A 21,217-nucleotide genomic window follows, 5' to 3' on the forward strand; every position below is an offset into this window, starting at 1 on the left:
CGGTCAGCGGAACAACCACGCCACGGCGTAGGCCGTGATGCCGGCGGCCAGGACGGATGCGGCACCGAGCGCGACCTGGGCTCCACGGTCCCTCGCGGTCGAGGAGTGGCCGAGCAGCCGGCGCACGGGCTGGGCGACCAGCGGTGCCGCCACCGCGGCCAGCACCATCGCGCTCCAGCGCACGCCCCACGACTGGGCCAGCACGAACGCCACGATCCCGGACGCCGCCATCGCCACCGGCAGGCCCCACTCGGCCAGCGAGGTGCGGGCCAGAGCCACGTCGACGACCATGCCGATCGTGCAGGCCACCACCGCGGCGACGACCAGCTGGCGCCCGGTCCGTTCGTCGAGCGCGGCGAGGTAGAACCCGCCGCTGCCGAGGATGCCGATGGCCAGGCAGGTGCTCGCCAGCGTGACCACGAGCCGGCGGCGTCCGTCCTTGCGCAGCAGCTGATGGCCGAAGGCCGCGAGCAGCGCGACGGCGAGCACCGTCGGTAGCCACCGCATGCCGCGCTCGTCCTCACCCAGCGCGCTCACGCCCGCGACGAGGACGGCCGTCAGCACGACGACGACCCGTACGCCGCCCGCGCTCGGGACCGCGAGCAGACGCGGCCAGCCCACCGCCAGCACGAGCGCGCCCACCACGAACGCGCCGGCCGTGGCGACGTCGGACACGGCGGCGCCGGCCACGAGGACACCGCTGACCAGCGCAGCCGACAGTGCGGCGACAGGGGTCAGGACAGGATCAGCGGCGCGGGACACGCGGGGAATCCTGCCATCACCCGCCGGCGAAGGGGGGCAGGACCTCGACGGTCTCACCCGCGGCGAGGGTCCGCTCCGGGCCGCTCGCCACGCCCGCAACGAGGATCGAGGCCACCCCGAGCACCGGCTGGAGGCCGGGGTGCGCGGCCCGGGCGGCGGCGAGGACGTCGGCCACGGTCGCCCCCTCGAGCGTCTCCTCGTCGACCCCGGTGGCGGCCCGGGCGGCGGCCCAGTACCGGACGAGGACGGGCGTCGCAGCGGCTGCGGTCACGGGTCGTACTCCCGGATCGACGGAGTGTGGCGCATCCCACGGTACGGCGAAGGTCGAGGTCGAGGGCCGACGGGCCAGTATTCTTGGCCGGCAATGGCTCGTCTGCTGCTGCTCACCGACTCGCGTGGCGCGAGTGTCGATGTGCTGCCAGCGCTCGGTCTCCTCGGTCATCGCGTGCGCATCCTGCCCCCCGAGCCCCAGGCCCTGGTGGACCCGCCCGACTGTGACGTCGTCCTGCTCGACGCCTGCCGGGACCTCGCGGGCGCGCGCGGCCTGTCCCGCGTGCTGCGCTCCAGCGGCCTGTCGACGCCGCTCATCGCGATCTTCACCGAGGGCGGGCTCACCGCCCTCACCGCCGAGTGGCAGGTCGACGACGTCGTGCTGCAGTCCGCCGGCCCCGCCGAGGTCGAGGCACGGCTCCGGCTGGCGATGTCACGCGTCGAGCAGGACGAGGAGGAGGAACCCGTCCACATCACCGCCGGCGAGCTGGTGATCGACGAGGAGGCGTACGCCGCCCGCGTCCGGGGACGCTCACTCGACCTGACGTACAAGGAGTTCGAGCTGCTGAAGTACCTCGCGCAGCACCCGGGACGCGTGTTCACCCGGGCGCAGCTGCTGCAGGAGGTGTGGGGGTACGACTACTTCGGCGGCACGCGCACGGTCGACGTCCACGTCCGCCGGCTGCGGGCCAAGCTCGGCTCGGAGCACGAGGCCCTGATCGGCACCGTCCGCAACGTCGGGTACCGCTTCGTCGGCGCGCACGAGCTGCGGCAGCAGCGCATGGCGGACGCCGACGTCTGAGGACAACGAACGCCCCGGCCCCCGCGAGGGAGACCGGGGCGTCCGGCGTACGGGCTGGGCTCAGGTCACTGAACGGTGATGCGGTTCAGGGCGCCCGGGGTGTAGGGCGAGACCTTCTGCAGGTAGCTCGCGAAGGAGTCGATGTCGAGACCGCCGTAGTAGACGCCGGTGCCCTTGGTGAAGGCGGCGAACCCGTCGCCCCCGCCCTGCAGGAAGTTGTTCGTCACGACGCGGTACGTGGTGGCGCTGTCGACGGCCACGCCGTTGAGGCGAACGCTGCCCGGCACGACCTGCTTGGTCGCTGCGGACCAGCTGTAGGTGAAGCCCTTGGACACCTGCAGCACCTTCGGCGACGCGGCGTTGGCACCGCTCCACTGCTGGTTGAGCAGGGCGTACAGGTCGGCACCGGTCAGGTCGAGCGAGACCATGTAGTTGTTGAACGGCTGCACCGTGAACGCGTCACCGAACGTCACCTGCCCGTTGTCCGGGCCGTACGGCAGGTCGGCGCGGATGCCGCCGGGGTTCATGAACGCGATCTGCGGCGTCTTGCCACCGGTCACGGTCGAGGGGTCCGCCAGCTGCGCGTCCGCGATCAGGTCGCCCAGCGGCGACTCGCCCGCGGCGTTCTGGGTCTTGGAGACGTCGGTCGTGATCGTGCCGAGCACCTTGTTCGCGATGGGCGCGATCTGCGCCTGCGAGCGGGTGATGAGGTCGGTGATCCGCGCGTCCTTGGCCACGTCGCGGGTGACGATGACGTCGCGCGTGGTGACGTCCGGACGGACGATGTCCTTGGTCTTGCGGCTGTACGGCAGGATCGTCTCGGTCAGCTGCCGGCCGAACGAGGACGCCGAGGTGACCGTGCGCGGCTGACCGGCCGGGTCGGGGATCGTGCAGCTGTACGACTGGTGGGTGTGACCGGTGACGATCGCGTCGTACGCGGGGTCCAGGCCCTTGGCGATCGGGATGATCGGCGAGTCGGGGGCGAGCGCGCCGCCCTTGCCGCAGACGTAGTCGTACGTGGGGTTCACCTGGTAGGTCTTGCCGTCCGGGCCCGTCCAGTCCTCCTTGGGCAGGTTGCCGCCCTGGTGGATCAGGATGACCATCGCGTTGACGCCCTTGCGCTTCAGCTCCGGCACGAGGGCGTTGGCGGCCTTCACCTCGTCGGTGAACTGCAGGCCCTTGACGCCGGCCGCCGTGACGATGCTCGGCGTCTCCTTCAGCGTGAGGCCGACGAACGCCACGGGGACGCCGTTCTGCTTCTTGATGGTGTACGAGGGCAGCAGCGTCTCGCCGGTGTCCTCGCGGACCACGTTGGCGTCGAGGTAGGAGAAGCCGGCGCCGTCGAACGTACCGGCGCCGTCGGGGCAGGAGTTCTGGTTGTTGGCGCCGGCACCGTCGTCGAGGCAGCCACCGCGCTGCATGCGCAGCAGCTCGGTCGAGCCCTCGTCGAACTCGTGGTTGCCGACCGCCGAGACGTCGGTGCCCATCATGCTGAGCGCGTCGATCGTCTTCTCGTCGTGGAACGCGGCGGACAGCAGCGGCGACGCGCCGATCAGGTCGCCCGCCGTCACGGTGTAGGAGACCTTGTGGCCCTGACGCAGGCTGGACAGGTGGGTCGACATGTACTCGGCGCCACCGGCGTCGACGGTGACGTCGACCGCCTTGCCCGTCGCGGGATCGATCTTGTGGTCGACGACGACGCGGCCGCTGGAGCCGGTCGGCGGCTCGAGGTTGCCGTGGAAGTCGTTGTACGACAGCAGCTGGATCGGGACGGTGCCGCCACCGCCGTGGTCGGCCCCGCCGGCGTCGGCCGGCAGGGCGAGCGCCACGGCACAGGCGCCGGCCGCGGTCGCGGCGGCGAGGCCCATGGACAGGCGTCGGGTCATGAGGGTCACTCCTTGCGATGGGCGCGGCACTGACCTCCGCGCGACCCCGGCAGATTAGCCGCGCGGACGCGGCGACATGCCTCGCTCCGAGGAACCCTCGATGAACCGTGATGGAATGCAGCGATGCAGCAGTCGACGGCGCTCAGTCCTGCCCAGGTCGACGCCGTGCACGCGGTGGCGCAGGCCGCCGCTGCGGCCGACGGTGTCGCACCCCTGTCCGAGGAGACGCTGCTCGCGCTCGACCGGACGCCCGGGGGCGACGGCACGACCGCCACGTACCTCACCGTCGTCACCGACGGGACGCTGGTCGGGTACGGCCACGTGGCCCCGGACGGCTCGTCCGAGATCGTCGTGCACCCCGACAGCCGGCGCCACGGCCACGGTCGTGCACTGCTCGAGGGCGCCCTCGGCGTCCGGTCCGACGTACGCGTCTGGGCGCACGGCAACCTCGCGCCGGCCCGGGCGCTCGCTGCGTCGCTCGCGCTGGAGCCGGTCCGCGAGCTGTGGCGGATGAGCCTGGACGTCGAGTCCCACCCCGCCCCGGAACCCGTGGTGCCACGCGGTTTTCGAGCGCGCTCGTTCGAGCCCGGTCGGGACGAGCAGGCCTGGCTGGACGTGAACTCCCGCGCGTTCGCCCACCACCCGGAGCAGGGCCGGATGACCCTGGCGGACCTGCGCGACCGGATGGACCAGCCGTGGTTCGACCCGGCCGGGCTCATCCTCGTCGAGGACCAGAAGTCGGGCGCGCTGGCCGCCTCCCACTGGACCAAGATCGCCGACGAGGGCGGCGAGGTGTACGTCGTGGCCGTCGACCCCGCGTACCAGGGGCGCGGCCTCGGCGGCGTCGTCACGGCGCTCGGGCTGCGCCACCTGGCCTCGCGCGGCGTGGCGCGGATCGACCTGTACGTCGAGGGCGACAACGCGCCCGCGCTCGCGACCTACCGCCGGCTGGGCTTCGAGCAGTCCGCGCTGGACGTCATGTATTCGCGCACGGTTCACGAACGCCTGCCACGATAGGAGGCATGAGCACCAAGCCGGACGCCGTCGCAGACCAGCCGGAGGAGGCCGAGGACTCCGTCGCCGCCGCCACGCAGACGCTGGCCGAGGGCGGGTCGGTCGTGCGGCTCAAGCAGCGCCTGCCCCGCCCGCGCGGGGAGAACGGCCGCTTCATCCAGATCGCCCCGGAGCCGCTCCCCGAGGAGGCCATCCTCCCCGAGGACCGCTTCCTGGACCGCGAGATGTCCTGGCTGCAGTTCAACGAGCGGGTGCTCCAGCTCGCCAGCGACCCGACCGTGCCGCTGCTGGAACGGGCCCGCTTCCTGGCGATCTTCGCGAGCAACCTCGACGAGTTCTTCATGGTGCGCGTGGCCGGCCTCAAGCGGCGGATCACCGCGGGTATCGCGACGCCGTCGGCCTCCGGGCTCGAGCCGCGCGAGGTGCTGGACGAGATCTCCGAGGGCGCCCACGAGCTGATGGGCGTACACGCCCGCGTCTACCAGCGCCACATCCGGCCGGCTCTGGAGGACGAGGGCATCACGCTGCTGCGTCCGAACGAGCTGACCGACGCCGACCGGGAGCACCTGGACGGCCTGTTCCGGGAGGTCATCTACCCGGTCCTGACCCCGCTCGCCGTCGACCCGGCGCACCCGTTCCCGTACATCTCCGGCCTGTCGCTCAACCTCGCGGTGCTGCTGATCAACCCCAAGACCGAGCGGGAGCACTTCGCCCGCGTCAAGGTGCCGCCGCTGCTGCCCCGGCTGATCCGGCTGCCCGACACCCCCGGCGCCGACACGTTGTACGACGCGCGGTTCGTCACGCTCGAGGACGTCATCTCCGAGCACCTGCACCACCTCTTCCCCGGCATGGAGGTGCACGAGCACTTCACCTTCCGGGTCACCCGCAACGAGGACCTCGAGGTGGAGGAGGACGACGCCGAGAACATCCTCACCGCGCTGGAGAAGGAGCTCACCCGCCGCCGGTTCGGGCCGCCGGTGCGACTCGAGGTCGCCGACGAGATGGACGAGCACGTGCTGGACCTGCTGGTCCGCGAGCTGGGCGTGCACGCCAAGGAGGTCTACCGGCTGCCCGAGCCGCTGGACCTGCGCGGGCTCAACATCGTCGCCGACCTGGACCGCTCCGAGCTGCGCTGGCCGGCGTTCGGCTCGATGACCCACCCCGACCTCGCACCGGTCGAGCGGGCCGCCGCGCCGGACGTCTTCGCCGCGATGCGCTCCGGGGACGTCCTGCTGCACCACCCGTACGACTCGTTCTCGACGTCGGTGCAGGCGTTCATCGAGCAGGCGGCCGACGACCCGCAGGTGCTCGCCATCAAGCAGACGCTGTACCGCACCAGCGGCGACTCACCGATCATCGACGCGCTCATCGAGGCGGCCGAGGCCGGCAAGCAGGTGCTGGCGGTCGTGGAGATCAAGGCCCGCTTCGACGAGCAGAACAACATCGTCTGGGCGCGCAAGCTGGAGCGCGCCGGCGTGCACGTCGTCTACGGCATGGTCGGCCTGAAGACCCACGCCAAGCTCTGCCTCGTCGTCCGCTCGGAGGGTGAGTCGATCCGCCGCTACTGCCACGTCGGCACGGGCAACTACAACCCCAAGACGGCCCGGTTGTACGAGGACCTCGGGCTGCTGACCTGCGACCGCGAGGTCGGCGAGGACCTCTCCCGCCTGTTCAACCAGCTGTCGGGGATGGCGCCCCGGTCGAAGTTCAAGCGGCTGCTCGTCGCGCCGCGGTCGGTGCGGACCGGCCTGGTGGAGCGGATCGACGCGGTCGCCGAGGCCGCCCGGCAGGGGCAGCAGGCGCGCATTGCGATCAAGGTGAACTCGCTGGTCGACGAGAAGATCATCGACGCCTGCTACCGCGCCTCCCAGGCCGGCGCCCAGGTCGACATCTGGGTCCGCGGCATCTGCTCGCTGCGCCCGGACATCGAGGGGCTGTCGGAGGGCGTGCGCGTCCGGTCCATCCTCGGCCGGTTCTTGGAGCACTCGCGGATCTTCCTCTTCGAGATCGAGGGCGAGGAGCCGGTCTGCTACATCGGCAGCGCCGACATGATGCACCGCAACCTGGACCGGCGGGTCGAGGCGCTGGTCCGGGTCACCGACCCCCGGCACATCCACACGCTCACCCAGCTGATGGACGAGGGCGTCTCGGACGACACGTCGTCCTGGCACCTGCAGGGCGACGGCGAGTGGGAGCGCCACCACCTCGCCCCCGACGGCGAGCCGCTCTCGGACCTGCAGAGCCACCTGATCGCCCAGTACTCCAAGCGCCGACGCAAGGCTCGCCGACGGTGAGCCCGTCGCTGCCACGAGCGGCGGGCAGCCGTCCGGTCGAGGCCTCCGGAGCCGTCGTCTGGCGGCGGCGGCACGGCCGTCTCGAGGTGGCGATGGTCCACCGGCCGCGGTACGACGACTGGTCCTGGCCCAAGGGCAAGCTCGAGCCGGACGAGACCTGGGCCGGCGCCGCCGTCCGCGAGGTCGCCGAGGAGACCGGGCTGGTCGTCCGGCTCGGCATGCCGTTGCCCCGGGCCGTCTACCCCCTGCCGCGCGGCGAGCTGAAGGAGGTCCGCTACTGGGCCGCCGAGGCGACAGGTGGCGACGGGACCCTGCTGCACGAGGTGGACGACGTGCGGTGGCTGCCGGCGGCCACCGCGTTCGAGCGGTTGACCCACGTACGCGACGGGCTGCAGCTGCAGGCGGTCGTGGACGCCGAACGACGCGGTCTGCTGCAGACGTGGCCCCTGCTGGTGATCCGGCACGCGGAGTCCCTCCCCCGCTCGACCTGGGAGCCACCGGACCGCGAACGCCCGCTGGACCCCGCCGGCAGCGCCCGCGCCGAGGTCCTGGCCGCGGTCATCGCCGCGTACGGCGTGACCCGGGTCCTGTCCTCACCCGCCGAGCGGTGCCTGGCGACCGTCGGTCCGTTCGCGAAGGCGGCCGAGGTCCCGGTCCGGAACAAGAACGGCCTCTCCGAGGAGGGGTACGAGCAGGACCCGACCAAGGTGACCACGCACGTCGAACGCGTCCTCGCCCGGGCCGAGGCCACCGCGATGTGCACGCACCGTCCGCTTCTGCCGGCCCTGCTGACCCGGCTGGCCGACCAGGCGCTGCCCGGCTCGGCGGCCGCCAGCATCCTCGCCGACCTCGCCGACGACGGCCTCGACAAGGGCGAGGCCGTCGTGTGCCAGGTCATCCGGCACGGCTCGAGCGCGCGCATCGTGACGGTGGAACGCCAGCGGCCGTGAGGCCCGCCACGCCGGTGTTCACACCACGCTCATGTCGCCGTTACCCGACCGTGTCAGGAGCCTCCGCCGACGTTCATCTCGCGTTCACCCGCGCGCGGACATCGCTTCATACGCCCTGCCTACTGTCCCTGCCGTCGGGTGAACCGCCCGGCCTTGAACATCCTGTCCTCATCGAGAGGTTTCGAACGTGAAGATCACGCGCATCGGCCGAGTGTCCGCCGTCGCCCTGGTCGGGGCGCTTGCCCTGTCCGCCTGTGGTTCCGACGACAACAGCACCGGCAGCGGCGACTCCACCGGGAGCACGTCGGCCGGCGGGACCGGGGCGGGCGCGGCCGGCGGCGACGCCGGCTGCGGCACCAAGGCGATCACCGCCGAGGGCTCGACCGCTCAGGACAACGCCATCCAGGAGGCGATCTCCGGCTTCGAGAGCGTCTGCGCCGACCAGAAGGTCACCTACAACGCGACCGGATCGGGCGACGGCATCAAGAAGTTCATCGCCGGTCAGGTCAGCTTCGCGGGCTCGGACTCGGCGCTGAAGAGCACCGACGGCAAGACCGAGGCCCAGGACGCGGCGAAGGCCTGCGGCTCGCCGGCCTGGAACATCCCGATGGTCACCGGCCCGATCTCGATCGCCTACAACCTCAAGGGCGTCGACAAGCTCACCCTGACGCCGGCGCTGCTGGCCGACATCTTCCAGGGCAAGATCACGACCTGGAACGACCCGCAGATCGTTGCGGTCAACAAGGGCGTCACGCTCCCGGCCACCCCGATCAAGCCGTTCTTCCGCTCGGACGAGTCGGGCACCACCGAGAACTTCACCAAGTACCTCAAGGGCTCGGCCGCGGCCAAGTGGGCGGCGGAGCCGGCCAAGAAGTGGGCGGGCAAGGGCGAGGGCAAGGCCAAGACGGCCGGCGTCGCGTCCGCCGTGAAGGGCACCGAGGGCGGCATCACGTACGCCGAGTGGGGCGCTGCGAAGGACAACAAGCTCGGCATCGCGCAGATCGACAACGGTGCGGGCGCCGTCGAGCTGACCGGCGAGTCCGCCGGCAAGGCCATCGCCGCGGCGAAGGTCGACGGCCAGGGCAACGACCTGAAGCTGAAGCTGAACTACGCGACCAAGGAGGCGGGTACCTACCCGATCGTCCTGGTGACCTACGAGATCGTCTGCTCCAAGTACAAGGACGCGCAGACGGCCAAGGGCGTCAAGGCGTTCCTGAACCACTTCGCCTCCGCGGACGCGCAGAAGAAGATCGAGGAGATCGGCTACGCGCCGCTGCCGGACGAGATCCGCAGCAAGGTCAGCACCGCCATCAACGCGATTCAGTGATTCACTCGTGTGGTGGGGCGCCCGTCCGGGCGTCCCACCACACGAGCGTTTTCCGTCCCAGACGTCAGATAGGTATTCCCCCTCATGAGCTCCGTGACCGGAGTCTCCGTCACTGACGAGACACCTGATTCCGACGGCCGCGATCCACTCCCGGGCGACAACGCCTCCACCGGTCGCCTCGGTGACCGCCTCTTCGGTGGGGCCGCGCGCGGCGCCGGCATCGTGGTCGTCGCCCTGGTGACGCTGATCGGCGTGTTCCTGCTCGTGCAGGCCGTCCCGTCCCTCGCCGACAACCACGAGAACTTCCTGACCTCGCAGAAGTGGGACGTCTCCGACGCCGACAACCTGGGGTTCGGCATCGCCCGGCTGCTCTGGGTCACGGTCATCTCGTCGGTGCTCGCGATGCTCATCGCCGTGCCACTGGGGGTGTGCATCGCCCTGTTCATCACGCACTACGCGCCGCGCGTGCTGGCCAAGCCCGCCGCCATCCTGGTCGACCTGCTCGCCGCCGTGCCCTCGATCGTGTACGGCCTGTGGGGCGCCATCGTCGTCGGCCAGTACTTCGAGCCGGTGCAGAGCTTCTTCATCGCGGCCCTCGGCTGGATCCCGCTCTTCGAGGACACCGGAGCCAGCGCGGCCAGCACCATCGCGTTCGTCTCGGTCGTGCTCGCCATCATGATCCTGCCGATCGTCACCGCGCTCTCGCGCGAGGTGTTCGCGCAGACGCCGACCGCCCATAAGGAGGCGGCGCTGGCCCTCGGCGCGACGAAGTGGGAGATGATCCGTACCGCGGTCCTGCCCTTCGGCAGGCCCGGCGTGATCTCCGCCGCGATGCTGGGCCTCGGCCGGGCGCTCGGCGAGACCATCGCCGTCATGTTCATCGTGTCGTCGCTGCCCGATGGTGCGCCGTGGAGCTGGTCCATCTTCAACGGCGGTGAGACCTTCGCGTCCAAGATCGCCAACAACGCCGGTGAGTTCGACTCGCCGTCCAAGACCGGCGCCTACATCAGCGCGGGCCTGGTCCTTTTCGTCCTGACGTTCGTCGTCAACGCGATCGCGCGGATCGTCATCGAGCGCCGGAAGGCCTTCACCGAATGAGCACCCTCGACACCACCTCCGGGTCGGTCCCGCAGACCGCACGTCTCACCAGCGGGCTCGGGCCGAAGTCCTCCAGCCGCGCCATCAAGGACCGCGCCGCGACCGTCGTGATGTGGCTGGCGTTCCTCATCGCCATGGTGCCGCTGGTCTGGATCCTCGCCACGGTCGTCATGAAGGGCGGCAGCCTGCTGCTGCACGCCGACTGGTGGACCCACTCCCAGCAGGGCATCACCAACCGCGAGGAGGGCGGCGGCGCCGCCCACGCCATCCAGGGCACGCTCATCCAGGCGGCCATGACGGCGCTGATCGCCGTGCCGATCGGTGTCCTGACCGCCGTCTACCTCGTCGAGTACGGCGGCGGGAGGTTCAAGCGGGTCGTCAGCTTCATGGTCGACATCCTCACCGGTGTCCCGTCGATCGTCGCGGCGCTGTTCGTCTACGCGGTGTGGATCACGACGCTCGGCTTCGACCGCATGGCGTTCGCGGTCTGCCTGGCCCTGGTGCTGCTCATGGTGCCGGTCGTCGTCCGCTCCACCGAGGAGATGCTCAAGCTCGTCCCCAACGAGCTGCGCGAGGCGTCGTACGCCCTCGGTGTGCCCAAGTGGAAGACCATCACCAAGGTGGTCCTGCCCACCGCGTTCTCCGGCATCGTCACCGGCGTCCTCCTCGGCCTGGCCCGCGTCATGGGCGAGACCGCGCCGCTGCTGATCCTCGCGCCGTACTTCCGGTCGATCTCGACCAACCTGTTCGACGGCCTGATGGGCACGCTGCCCACGATGATCAACGCCGGCCGCGACAACATGGCGATCGAGGCCAACTCCGAGCGCGTGTGGGCGTCCGCGTGCACGCTGATCGTGCTGATCCTCGTCCTCAACCTGCTGGGCCGGCTCATCAGCCGGTTCAACAAGCTCGACCGCTGACCGCCCCTCCCCCGCAGACCACGCAACAAGGAAGTAACCCACATGGCCAAGCGCATCGACGTCAGTGACCTGAACGTCTACTACGGCGACTTCAAGGCAGTCGAGGGCGTCAGCATGACCGTGGAGCCCCGCTCCGTCACCGCCTTCATCGGCCCGTCCGGCTGCGGGAAGTCGACCTTCCTGCGCACCCTCAACCGCATGCACGAGGTCATCCCCGGCGGCCGGGTCGAGGGGAAGGTCATGCTGGACGACCAGGACCTGTACGCCGCCGACGTCGACCCGGTGGGCGTCCGGCGGACGGTCGGCATGGTGTTCCAGCGGCCGAACCCGTTCCCGACGATGTCGATCCGCGACAACGTCGTGGCCGGCCTGCGGCTGAACGGCGTCAAGAGCAAGAAGGCCCTGGACGAGGTCGCCGAGAAGTCGCTGCGCGGCGCGAACCTGTGGAACGAGGTCAAGGACCGCCTCGACAAGCCGGGCGCCGGTCTGTCCGGTGGTCAGCAGCAGCGGCTGTGCATCGCCCGCGCGATCGCGGTCGAGCCGCAGGTGCTGCTGATGGACGAGCCGTGCTCGGCGCTCGACCCGATCTCGACGCTGGCGATCGAGGACCTGATCAACCAGCTCAAGGAGACGTACACGATCGTGATCGTGACGCACAACATGCAGCAGGCGGCGCGCGTCTCCGACCGGACCGCTTTCTTCAACCTGGCGGAGACCGGGAAGCCGGGCAGGCTCATCGAGATGGACGACACCGCCACGATCTTCAACAACCCGAACGAGAAGGCGACGGAGGACTACATCTCCGGCCGTTTCGGCTGATCGATCGTTCGTGCAGGCGGGTGGTCGGCGCCGTCTACGCTCCGTGGTGATGACCGAGGACCGAGTGGTGCGGGACGCCGACCGACCCGGCGATGCGGGGGCCTGCGCGGCGATCTACGCGCCGTACGTCACTGACACCGCCATCAGCTTCGAGACGGTGGCGCCGAGCGCCGAGGAGATGGCGCAGCGCATCGAGCGGGCCCGCCGTACGCACGCGTGGCTGGTCCTGGAGGAGGCAGGCGCCGTGGTCGGGTACGCGTACGCCGGTCCGTTCCGGGAGCGCGCGGCGTACCGGTGGTCGTGCGAGGTGAGCGTCTACCTGAAGCAGGACCACGGTCGGCGGGGCGGCGGCCGGCTGCTGTACGACGCCCTGCTGGAGCGGCTGGTCGAGCGGGGCTACCGGACCGCGGCCGCCGGGATGACGCTGCCGAACGCTGCGAGCGAGCGGTTCCACGAGGCGATGGGCTTCGAGCCGGTCGGGACCTACCGCGGGGTCGGCTGGAAGCACGGCCGCTGGCGGGACGTGGCCTGGGCCCAGAAGGCGCTCGTCCCCTCGGACGAGGGCGACCCGGCCCCGCCGTCCTGACCAGGACGCGTCAGCTCGAGGACGCGACACCGAGCAGGCGGTCGATCTCGGCAAGGGTGAGACGGCGGGCCCGCAGCCGGGCGGCAGCCGCCAGCACGGCGACCAGCTCGATCTCCTCGCGCAGGTCGCGGTCGTTCACATCATCCCCTCCGTCGTCGTTGACCGAGGAGACGAGACTCCGCTCCATGCTCACAGGTTAAGCGCCCAGTCACGGTTCCGGTAGGAACGAGAGGGCCGCGTTCTGCTGAGCCTGTGAGTCTCGTCACGGGTCCGCGTTCACTGCGGAACGTGCCTGACCCCGGTCTCACAATGAAGACGTGGGCGAACGGACGAAGAAGCGCAAGGAGCTGCGCGCGCAGCTCAAGCTGCTCAGCCATCGGGAGATCAAGGCCGAGGTGCCGTTGCAGGAGCCGGACGGCCACACCAAGGAGCGCGGCAGCTTCACCTACGGCTACTGCACCAGCTGCGACTGGCAGGGCCACGGGCGGCGCGCGCGCGACAAGGCGAGGCGGGATGCGCTGGAGCACCGGATGACATGCAAGGGCGTCCACGAGATCCGCGTGGCGACCACGGACGAGAAGAAGTAGGCGCGTCGGGCCGGGAAGCGCCTCACGGCGCGTGGCCGCTCGTAGCGGCGAATATTGGGACCCGGGGCTACCGCGGCCCGACGCACGAACAAGGCTAACCCGAGGCGACGCCGTTCTGTTCCCGGTTCGGCCGGACCGGGCGACCCGTCCGCCGATCGGTCGTCAGTCCAGCGTCCCGGTACGCCAGAGCGAGGCGGATCGTTGCAGGTCAGCGGCCGTCCCGAGGAGCGCGGACGCCGTCCGGGTCGCGGCCTGCGCGCCCGGCTCGTCGTGCCCGTCCTGGTCGTCCGCGCGGTGGGCGCGACCGATCGAGATCACCCGGCAGAACGCCGCAGCGCGCTCGAGCGCCACCGCGAGGTCACCCTCGAACACCCCGCGCAGGATCTCGTCGCCGAGAGCCTTGATCTGCTCCGGCCCGAACGGGTCGGCCGCCCCGGCCACGGCGTGGGCCACGTCCGCGTGCCGCATCCCGGCGTCGTAGTCGGCCGCGGCCCCGACCGGGTCCCGGTGGACCCATTCCCGCAGCGTGTAGAGGCGCCACAGTGCTCCGGGCAGGCTGGTCGCCGGACGGGCCGCCCACAGCTCGGCCACGGTCGAGAGCCCGAGCTCGTCGACGAGGTGGATCAGCCGCGTACGCACCTGCGGATCCTGGGTCGCCCGTCCGGCACCGACCAGGACGGCAGCCGTCTCGTGGGCGACCTCGCTGACCTGGGCAGGGTCCGGCGACTCGCCCTCGATGTCCATCTCCGCAGGAGGCCGGAAGGCCGGGCGGCGAGGGCGTCCGGGCTGGTCGGTCATGGCGTCGCGTGCTCCTTGAGGTGGGTGTGGCCACCGCCGTTCGGGCCTCGGATCACGACGCCGTCCGGGTGGACGACGGCCTTCTTGGCCCGCTCGGAGGCGCCCCGCGACCCGAGGACCGCCTCGCCCTGCGGGAGGTCGAGCGGCACGTCGTGGCCGGACAGGTTGACCACCACCGTATGCGCTCCGCGGTGGACGGTGATCACGCCGTCGACCCGGGTCACCCGCGTCGAGGCCAGCGTCGAGTTCTGCAGGTCGGGGATGGCGCGCCGCAGCCGGATCAGCCAGCGGTACCAGTTGAGCAGGTCCGCATGCTCCGGCCGGTCCAGCTCCTCCCAGCGCAGTGTCGACGCCTGTGCCGTACGCGCGTCCTGCGGGTCGGGGACCTCGTTCGCCCAACCGTGCTCGGCGAACTCCGCTCGTCGCCCGAGGGACACCGCCGTGGCGAGCTCGGGCTCCTGGTGGTCGGTGAAGTACTGCCAGGGCGTCGAGGCACCCCACTCCTCCCCCATGAACAGCATCGGCGTGTACGGACCCGTCAGCAGCAGCGCCGCCGCGCACGCCAGCCGTCCCGGCGACACCAGGTGCGACAGACGCTCGCCGCCGGCGCGGTTGCCGACCTGGTCGTGCGTCTGCAGCGAGGCGACGAACCGCCAGCCCGGCAGCTCCGGCGGCACCGGGCGACCGTGCGTACGGCCGCGGAAGGAGGACCAGGTGCCGTCGTGGAAGAACGGCGTCGCGAGGACCTTCCCGATGGCGTTCGGGTCGGCGAAGTCGGCGTAGTAACCCTGGGTCTCACCCGTCAGCAGGACGTGCAGGGCGTGGTGGACGTCGTCCGCCCACTGCGCGTGGAGGCCGACCCCGCCGATGCCGCCGGGGCCGCGCCTGGCGACGGTGGCGGGGTCGTTGCGGTCCGACTCGGCGATGAGCGTCACCGGCCGGTCCAGCTCGTCGGAGAGCCGGTCGGCGTACTCGGCGAGCTCCTCGAGGAAGGTCGTGGCACGGTCGTCGACCATCGCGTGGACGGCGTCCAGCCGCAGCGCGTCGAGGTGGAAGTCGCGCAGCCACATCTCCGCGTTGTCCCGCAGGTAGCGGCGGACCTCGTCGCTCTCCCCGCCGTCCAGGTTGACCGCCCAGCCCCACGGCGTGTGGTGGCGGTCGGTGAAGTACGGGGCGAACTCCTGCAGGTAGTTGCCGCTCGGCCCCAGGTGGTTGTAGACGACGTCGAGGCACACCCCGAGGTGGTGCTGGTGGCAGGCGTCGACGAACCGCTGCAGCGCGGCCGCCCCGCCGTACGCCTCGTGCACGGCGTACGGGGCCACACCGTCGTACCCCCAGCCGCGCCGGCCAGGGAAGGCGGCGACGGGCATCAGCTCGACCAGGGTCACGCCGAGCGAGGCGAGGTGGTCCAGATGCTCGGCGGCCGCGTCGAGGGTGCCCTCTGGAGTGAACGTGCCGATGTGCAGCTCGTAGATGATCGCGCCGTGCAGGCGGCAGCCGTCCCAGCCCTCGTCGTGCCACTCGTGGGCGTCGAGGTCGACCACCTCGGAGGCGGCGTGCGGGCCCTGGGGCTGGCTGAGGGAGCGCGGGTCCGGACGCGGGTCGCCGCCGTCGAGCCGGAAGGCGTACCGCATCCCGGGCTCGGGCTCGACGTCGCTGCTCCACCACCCGTCCGGGTCGCGGAACATCGGGGTGTCGGTGCCGTCCAGCACCAGACGCACGTCATCGCGAGTGGGCGCCCACACGCGAATCGGCTTCATCTAGGACTGCCTCTCCAGCAGGGCCACCGGGAGCGTCGCCATCAGGTCGGCGCACCGGGCGGGCCCGTCGACGTCGTACGTGCGCCCGGTCAGCAGGTCGCGCCACGTCCCGGGCTCGAGTTCGACGGTAGCGTCCGACCAGCCGCCTGTGCGGTCTAGACGTCGACCTGCTCGCGTGGTGAGCACGGCCACGGCGCTCCGCCTGCTCCGGCCGAGCACGCCGGCGACCAGCCCCGGCTCGTGCCGGCGCACGAACCCGACCACGTGCTCGCTGCTGGAGACCACCGGTGCGTACGTCGCCTGGGCGCCGAACAGCTCCGGCACCCGCTGCCTCAGCTGCAGCGCCGTCCGGGTGACCAGCATCTTCGCCTCGTCCAGCCCCCCGCTGGTTGAGCCGTCGCCACCCCCGCTGGTTGAGCCGCCGCCCCCACCCCCGCTGGTTGAGCCGTCCACACTCCCGCTGGTTGAGCCGTCCCCACCCCCGCTGGTTGAGCCGTCCGCACCCCCGCTGGTTGAGCCGTCCGGAGCGCTAGCGAAGGACGAGTCGAAACCCGGTGACGTCCGGGGAGAGTCTCCGTCCGCGGCTACGGGGGTCTCGATACGGCTCGCCCTGGGGGGCTCGCCTACTCGACCGGCGGGTGCGACATCGTCCCGGCCGGTGAGGGCGCGGCGGGCGGCGTAGTCGACGGGGCGGCGGTTGTCCGGGTCCACCAGCGACAGGTCGACCACCTCGCAGCCCTGGTAGGTGTCCGGCACGCCGGGCAGCATCAGCTGAAGCAGCTTCGCGCCGAGCGTGGTCGCGGCGATGGCGCCGGCGTTCGCCTCGAGCGCCGCGTCGATGGCGTCCTTGAGCGGGCCGCCCTTGGTCACGCCGATCGCGAGGTCGATGACGCGCTGCTCGTACGCCTCGTCCCCGTCGACCCAGGCGGTGTGCACCTTCGCCTCGCGCAGGGCCTTGCGCAGGTACTCCGACAGCCGCTCCCCGCCGATGTCACCGACGCCGGCGAGGGTCTGCCACACCAGGTGGCCGGTCGGCCGGTCGACGCCCGCCTCGTCGGCCGCGACCCGAGCCGCCGCCGAGCAGGCCGCCCACGCGTCCGGGTCGCCGGCGAGCGCGAGCAGCCGAGCACGCACGTCCTCGCTTCGCTTGTTGTCGTGGGTCGACAACGTGGTCATGCCGAGCGGCCAGTGCTCCTGCTGCCAGGCCGCCCAGTCGTGCAGCGCCTGCGGGCTCGCGTCGGCGACGACGGTCGGGTCGCCGCCGACCTCGTTCAGGGCGACGAGGCGGTGCCAGCGGTAGAACGAGGTGTCCTCGATGCCCTTGGCCATCACCGGACCCCAGGTCTGCTGCAGCCGGATGCCGAAGTCGGTCGCGGCCTCGTCGTCGTCGGCCAGCACGGTCAACGGGATGAGCGCGGTCAGCTCCGGCTCGAGGTCCGGACGCTGCCCGATCGCCCCCGCGAACGCGTCGGTGAGGCGAGCACGCGTCGTCCGGGTCATCCGGTGGTCGGGCCGGACGTACGCGCGGTACACCTCGCCGGCGACCAGCAGCTCCACGACGGCCTCGCGCAGCCGCTCGGGGTCCAGGTCGGGCAGCGTCTCGCGCGCCCGGCGGGTGAGGCGCTCGACCTCGGGGGCCAGCGACTGGTCGACGACCTGCCGCTTGGACTCCTGGACCGTCGTCTCGAACGAGCGGTTACCGTCGGCGTCCGCCCAGGTCTGGTCGAGGACGGGCGCGCTCGCGGGGTCGGTCAGGGCGATCTGCACGGCCCGGATGGCGTCGTACCCGGTGGTGCCCTCGCAGCGCCAGTCCCGCGGCAGCCGCTCCCCCGGCTCGAGGATCTTCTCGACCCAGACGGGCGTGCCCTTCTCGCAGGCGGCGCTGAGGCGTTCGAGGTACCCCGTCGGATCGGCGAGGCCGTCCGGGTGGTCGATGCGGAAGCCGTCGATGAGCCCGCGGTGGTGCAGGTCGAGCAGCAGGGCGTGGGTGACGTCGAAGACCTCGGGCAGCTCGACGCGGATGGCGATCAGGCCGTCGACCTCGAAGAAGCGCCGGTAGTTGAGCACCTCGTCCTTGTCGCGCCAGCTGGTCAACCGGTAGTGCTGGCGCTGCAGGATCTCACCCACGTCGTCGCCGGTGTCGGTGCCGAGCGCGACCGGGTAGACGTGGTCGAAGTAGCGCAGGACGGGTTCGCCATCCAGCTCGTCCAGACGAATCTCATTGTCGCTCAGGGCTTCCAGGGTCGGCTTGCCGAGTACGGGCAGCCCGATCCGGCCACCGCCGGCCTTCCAGTCGATGTCGAACCAGTCGGCCGTCGGGGCGTCGCGGCCCTCCTTGAGCAGCTGCCAGACCTGGTGGTTGTCCGGCGTCTCGAACGCCATGTGGTTGGGGACGACGTCGACCACGATCCCGAGGTCGTACGCGTGGGCGCGCGCGGCCAGCGCCTCGAACCCCTCGATGCCGCCGAGCTCCTCGCTGATGTGCGAGTGGTCGGTGACGTCGTACCCGTGCATCGAGCCGCGGACGGCCTGCAGGATCGGCGACAGGTAGAGGTGGGAGACGCCCAGACCGGCGAGGTAGTCGACCTGCTCGGCGGCATCGGCGAACGTGAACCCGGCGTGCAGCTGCAACCGGTACGTCCCGGTGACCGGGCGGCTCATCCGTCCAGCCTGTTCAGGCCGAGGACCACGATCACGGCCGTACCGGCCTCGTCGGAGGCCCGCAGCGGGACCTGCGCGTCGATGCCCCAGTCACTGTCGCCGTCCGGGTCCTCGATCACCTGACGTACCTCCCACATGTCCGGCTTCTCCTCGATCTGCAGCAGCTTCGGGCCGCGCGCGGTCTGGCTCGTACCCATCTCGTCGTGCTCGTCGAAGTAGGCCGAGATGTCCTCGTGCCAGGCGGCCTCGTCCATGACGATCTCGGTCGGCGGCTCCGTCGCCTCGGCGGCGTCGCGGTCGAGGGCGGCGAGCGCGGGGTACCGGCGGCGGGCGGCGAGCTCGATTCTCCGGAACATCGCGTTGCGGACCTGGACGCGGAACGCGCGCTTGTTGGCCGTGACCGGGCGCTCCACGCCGGTCGAGCCGGCGAGCCCCCCAGGTCGAGCCGTGTCGAGACCGGCGGCGAGCTCGTCGGGGTTGGTCAGCGCCTCCCACTCGTCGAGCAGGCTGGAGTCGGTCTGCCGGATCAGCTCGCCGAGCCACTCGATGACGTCCTCGACCTCGGTCGTCTTCCGGCTGTCGGGCACCGTCTGGCGCAGCGTGCGGTACGCGTCGGTGAGGTAGCGCAGCACGATCCCCTCGGAGCGCGACAGCTCGTACTGCTTCACGAGATCGCCGAAGCTCCAGGCGTTCTCGTACATCTCACGTACGACGGCCTTGGGCGACAGGGCGTTCTCGGCGACCCACGGCTGCCCGCTGCGGTATGTCTCGAACGTCGCCTCCAGCAGCTCGGCCAGCGGCTTGGGCCAGGTGACCTCCTCCAGCAGCTCCATCCGCTCGTCGTACTCGATGCCGTCGGCCTTCATCTCGGCGACGGCCTCGCCGCGGGCCTTGAACTGCTGCGACATCAGGATCGGGCGCGGGTCGTCCAGGATCGACTCGATCACGGACACGACGTCGACGGCGTACGAATCCCCTTCAGGATCCAGCACATCCAGCACCGCGAGCGCGAACGGCGCGAGTGGCTGGTTGAGCGCGAAGTTGTCCTGCAGGTCGACGGTGAGCCGCACCTGGCGGCCGTCGGCCTCGGGGACGGACAGCTTCTCGACGACACCCGCGGCGAGCAGCTCGCGGTAGAGGGTGACGGCCTTACGGGAGAGACGAGCCTGACGTCGCGGGTCCTCGTGATTGTCGCGCATCAGCCGGCGGACACCGGTGAACGGATCTCCTTCTCGCGCAATGATGTTCAGCAGCATCGAGTGGGTCACGCGCATGCGGGACTGCAGCGCCTCCGGCTGCGCCTCGACGAGCCGGTCGAAGGTGTCCTCCGACCAGCTGATGAACCCCTCCGGCGCCTTCTTGCGCTGCACCTTGCGCTGCTTCTTGGGGTCGTCGCCGGCCTTGGCGAGCGCGCGGGCGTTCTCGATCGTGTGCTCGGGCGCCTGGACGACCACCGAGCCGCTCGTGTCGTACCCGGCGCGTCCGGCCCGGCCGGCGATCTGGTGGAACTCGCGCGCCTTGAGAACGCGCTGCCGGGAGCCGTCGAACTTGGTCAGGCCGGTGAACACCACCGTGCGGATGGGGACGTTGATGCCGACGCCGAGCGTGTCCGTGCCGCAGATGACCTTGAGCAGCCCCGCCTGTGCGAGCGTCTCCACCAGGCGGCGGTACTTGGGCAGCATGCCCGCGTGGTGGACGCCGATCCCGTGACGCACCAACCGGTTCAGCGTCTTGCCGAAGCCCGCGGCGAACCGGAACCCGCCGATGATCTCGGCGATCTTGTCGCGGTCCTCCTTGGACGCGATCTTCAGGCTCATCAGCGACTGGGCCCGTTCCAGCGCGGCCGCCTGGGTGAAGTGCACGACGTACACCGGCGCCTGACGGGTGGTGAGCAGCTCCTCGAGCGTCTCGTGCAGCGGCGTCATCGCCCAGGAGAACGACAAGGGCACCGGCCGCTCGGCCGTCGCGACGGTCGCCGTGGCACGCCCCGTACGGCGGGTGAGGTCCTGCTCGAACATCGCGACGTCGCCGAGGGTCGCCGACATGAGGACGAACTGCGCCTGCGGGAGCTCCAGCAGTGGCACCTGCCAGGCCCAGCCGCGGTCGGGCTCGGAGTAGAAGTGGAACTCGTCCATGATCACCATGCCGACGTCGGCGGTGGGGCCCTCGCGCAGTGCGATGTTGGCGAGGACCTCGGCGGTGCAGCAGATGATCGGGGCATCGGCGTTGACGGAAGCGTCGCCGGTGAGCATGCCGACGTTGTCCGCGCCGAAGATCTCGCACAGGGCGAAGAACTTCTCGCTCACCAGCGCCTTGATCGGTGCGGTGTAGAAGGAGACGCGGTCCTCGGCGAGCGCCGCGAAGTGGGCGGCCGTGGCGACCATCGACTTCCCGGAGCCGGTCGGCGTCGCGAGGATGACGTTCGCGCCGCCGACGATCTCGATGACCGCCTCCTCCTGGTGCGGGTAGAGCGTCAGCCCGCGCTCGGTCGCCCACCGCGCGAACGCGTCGTACAGCGCGTCGGGGCCGGGTTCGGCAGGGATTCGGTCGGTGAGGTTCATCGCGGACCCATCCTCGCGTACGCGTCCCTCACCCGACCGCTTCCCCCACCCCCAGACTCCGCGAATCTCGACTACCCGGCGCTCCATGCCGGGCCGGACAGACGAGATCCGCCGCCTCCCCA

At 71.0% G+C, this 21,217-nt stretch carries 18 protein-coding genes; 10 read left to right on the plus strand and 8 right to left on the minus strand.

Annotation, left to right across the window (positions count from 1 at the left end):
• Nucleotides 1–3 precede the first annotated feature (3 nt).
• Nucleotides 4–762 carry a hypothetical protein gene (locus P4R38_RS15025; RefSeq protein WP_277192879.1) on the minus strand — a complete coding sequence of 253 codons (759 nt, stop codon included), beginning with the start codon at nt 760–762 and terminating at the stop codon, nt 4–6.
• Nucleotides 763–778: 16 nt separating this feature from the next.
• On the minus strand, nt 779–1,033 hold the full coding sequence (locus P4R38_RS15030) for a MoaD/ThiS family protein (RefSeq protein ID WP_275238019.1): 255 nt from the start codon (nt 1,031–1,033) through the stop codon (nt 779–781).
• Nucleotides 1,034–1,126: 93 nt separating this feature from the next.
• Here P4R38_RS15030 and P4R38_RS15035 point away from each other — a divergent pair, with 93 nt between their 5' ends.
• Complete coding sequence (locus P4R38_RS15035; RefSeq protein WP_275238018.1) at nt 1,127–1,834, plus strand: response regulator transcription factor; 708 nt, start codon at nt 1,127–1,129, stop codon at nt 1,832–1,834.
• A gap of 65 nt (nt 1,835–1,899) precedes the next feature.
• Here P4R38_RS15035 and P4R38_RS15040 read toward each other — a convergent pair whose 3' ends face one another.
• Nucleotides 1,900–3,720: a bifunctional metallophosphatase/5'-nucleotidase gene (locus P4R38_RS15040; RefSeq protein ID WP_277192880.1), complete on the minus strand. Its 1,821-nt coding sequence runs from the start codon at nt 3,718–3,720 to the stop codon at nt 1,900–1,902.
• Nucleotides 3,721–3,843: 123 nt separating this feature from the next.
• Between P4R38_RS15040 and mshD the strand changes: the two genes are divergently transcribed.
• From mshD to P4R38_RS15080, 8 genes are all read left to right on the plus strand, one after another.
• The gene (gene mshD, locus P4R38_RS15045; RefSeq protein ID WP_277192881.1) at nt 3,844–4,737 is read left to right on the plus strand and encodes a mycothiol synthase; all 894 of its coding nucleotides are present in this window, start codon (nt 3,844–3,846) and stop codon (nt 4,735–4,737) included.
• A 5-nt stretch (nt 4,738–4,742) separates the two neighbouring features.
• Nucleotides 4,743–7,028: an RNA degradosome polyphosphate kinase gene (locus P4R38_RS15050; protein ID WP_277192882.1), complete on the plus strand. Its 2,286-nt coding sequence runs from the start codon at nt 4,743–4,745 to the stop codon at nt 7,026–7,028.
• Nucleotides 7,025–7,978, plus strand: coding sequence for an NUDIX hydrolase (locus tag P4R38_RS15055; protein WP_277192883.1), 954 nt, complete (start codon nt 7,025–7,027; stop codon nt 7,976–7,978). Before P4R38_RS15050 ends, P4R38_RS15055 begins: the two co-directional genes overlap by 4 nt.
• Before the next feature lie 187 nt (nt 7,979–8,165).
• On the plus strand, nt 8,166–9,305 hold the full coding sequence (pstS, locus tag P4R38_RS15060; protein ID WP_277192884.1) for a phosphate ABC transporter substrate-binding protein PstS: 1,140 nt from the start codon (nt 8,166–8,168) through the stop codon (nt 9,303–9,305).
• A gap of 84 nt (nt 9,306–9,389) precedes the next feature.
• A complete protein-coding gene (gene pstC / locus P4R38_RS15065) occupies nt 9,390–10,403 on the plus strand; it encodes a phosphate ABC transporter permease subunit PstC (RefSeq protein WP_277192885.1) in 1,014 nt (337 codons plus the stop codon).
• A complete protein-coding gene (pstA, locus tag P4R38_RS15070) occupies nt 10,400–11,323 on the plus strand; it encodes a phosphate ABC transporter permease PstA (RefSeq protein WP_277192886.1) in 924 nt (307 codons plus the stop codon). Before pstC ends, pstA begins: the two co-directional genes overlap by 4 nt.
• Before the next feature lie 42 nt (nt 11,324–11,365).
• Nucleotides 11,366–12,142, plus strand: coding sequence for a phosphate ABC transporter ATP-binding protein PstB (pstB, locus tag P4R38_RS15075; RefSeq protein ID WP_275238005.1), 777 nt, complete (start codon nt 11,366–11,368; stop codon nt 12,140–12,142).
• Nucleotides 12,143–12,191: 49 nt separating this feature from the next.
• Complete coding sequence (locus P4R38_RS15080) at nt 12,192–12,728, plus strand: GNAT family N-acetyltransferase (RefSeq protein ID WP_277192887.1); 537 nt, start codon at nt 12,192–12,194, stop codon at nt 12,726–12,728.
• A gap of 10 nt (nt 12,729–12,738) precedes the next feature.
• Here P4R38_RS15080 and P4R38_RS15085 read toward each other — a convergent pair whose 3' ends face one another.
• Entirely contained in the window at nt 12,739–12,915 is a 177-nt protein-coding gene (locus P4R38_RS15085; RefSeq protein ID WP_275238003.1) for a hypothetical protein, read from the minus strand.
• Nucleotides 12,916–13,045: 130 nt separating this feature from the next.
• On the opposite strand from P4R38_RS15085, the gene P4R38_RS15090 reads away from it, so the two are divergent.
• Nucleotides 13,046–13,315, plus strand: coding sequence for a hypothetical protein (locus P4R38_RS15090; protein WP_275238002.1), 270 nt, complete (start codon nt 13,046–13,048; stop codon nt 13,313–13,315).
• Nucleotides 13,316–13,477: 162 nt separating this feature from the next.
• Here the strand turns inward: P4R38_RS15090 and P4R38_RS15095 are convergent, their stop codons facing one another.
• Genes P4R38_RS15095 through P4R38_RS15110 form a run of 4 tightly spaced genes read right to left on the minus strand, consistent with a single transcriptional unit; the run spans nt 13,478 to nt 21,095 of the window.
• Nucleotides 13,478–14,113, minus strand: coding sequence for a hypothetical protein (locus P4R38_RS15095; RefSeq protein ID WP_277192888.1), 636 nt, complete (start codon nt 14,111–14,113; stop codon nt 13,478–13,480).
• Nucleotides 14,110–15,873, minus strand: a complete 1,764-nt coding sequence (treZ, locus tag P4R38_RS15100) for a malto-oligosyltrehalose trehalohydrolase (protein ID WP_277192889.1) — start codon at nt 15,871–15,873, stop codon at nt 14,110–14,112. Before treZ ends, P4R38_RS15095 begins: the two co-directional genes overlap by 4 nt.
• The gene (treY, locus tag P4R38_RS15105) at nt 15,874–18,534 is read right to left on the minus strand and encodes a malto-oligosyltrehalose synthase (RefSeq protein ID WP_277192890.1); all 2,661 of its coding nucleotides are present in this window, start codon (nt 18,532–18,534) and stop codon (nt 15,874–15,876) included.
• Nucleotides 18,531–21,095 carry a DEAD/DEAH box helicase gene (locus tag P4R38_RS15110; protein ID WP_277192891.1) on the minus strand — a complete coding sequence of 855 codons (2,565 nt, stop codon included), beginning with the start codon at nt 21,093–21,095 and terminating at the stop codon, nt 18,531–18,533. Before P4R38_RS15110 ends, treY begins: the two co-directional genes overlap by 4 nt.
• Nucleotides 21,096–21,217 lie beyond the last annotated feature (122 nt).

This window comes from Luteipulveratus flavus (genome assembly GCF_029439465.1).
Lineage (GTDB): Bacteria > Actinomycetota > Actinomycetes > Actinomycetales > Dermatophilaceae > Luteipulveratus > Luteipulveratus flavus.

Coding starts and splice junctions, on each gene's coding strand:
- P4R38_RS15050 (WP_277192882.1), top strand. CDS start 4,743: ATGAGCACCAAGCCGGACGCCGTCGCAGACCAGCCGGAGGAGGCCGAG.
- P4R38_RS15095 (WP_277192888.1), bottom strand. CDS start 14,113: ATGACCGACCAGCCCGGACGCCCTCGCCGCCCGGCCTTCCGGCCTCCT.
- P4R38_RS15080 (WP_277192887.1), top strand. CDS start 12,192: ATGACCGAGGACCGAGTGGTGCGGGACGCCGACCGACCCGGCGATGCG.
- mshD (WP_277192881.1), top strand. CDS start 3,844: ATGCAGCAGTCGACGGCGCTCAGTCCTGCCCAGGTCGACGCCGTGCAC.
- P4R38_RS15040 (WP_277192880.1), bottom strand. CDS start 3,720: ATGACCCGACGCCTGTCCATGGGCCTCGCCGCCGCGACCGCGGCCGGC.
- P4R38_RS15085 (WP_275238003.1), bottom strand. CDS start 12,915: ATGGAGCGGAGTCTCGTCTCCTCGGTCAACGACGACGGAGGGGATGAT.
- treY (WP_277192890.1), bottom strand. CDS start 18,534: ATGAGCCGCCCGGTCACCGGGACGTACCGGTTGCAGCTGCACGCCGGG.
- pstC (WP_277192885.1), top strand. CDS start 9,390: ATGAGCTCCGTGACCGGAGTCTCCGTCACTGACGAGACACCTGATTCC.
- P4R38_RS15035 (WP_275238018.1), top strand. CDS start 1,127: ATGGCTCGTCTGCTGCTGCTCACCGACTCGCGTGGCGCGAGTGTCGAT.
- pstB (WP_275238005.1), top strand. CDS start 11,366: ATGGCCAAGCGCATCGACGTCAGTGACCTGAACGTCTACTACGGCGAC.
- P4R38_RS15110 (WP_277192891.1), bottom strand. CDS start 21,095: ATGAACCTCACCGACCGAATCCCTGCCGAACCCGGCCCCGACGCGCTG.
- treZ (WP_277192889.1), bottom strand. CDS start 15,873: ATGAAGCCGATTCGCGTGTGGGCGCCCACTCGCGATGACGTGCGTCTG.
- pstA (WP_277192886.1), top strand. CDS start 10,400: ATGAGCACCCTCGACACCACCTCCGGGTCGGTCCCGCAGACCGCACGT.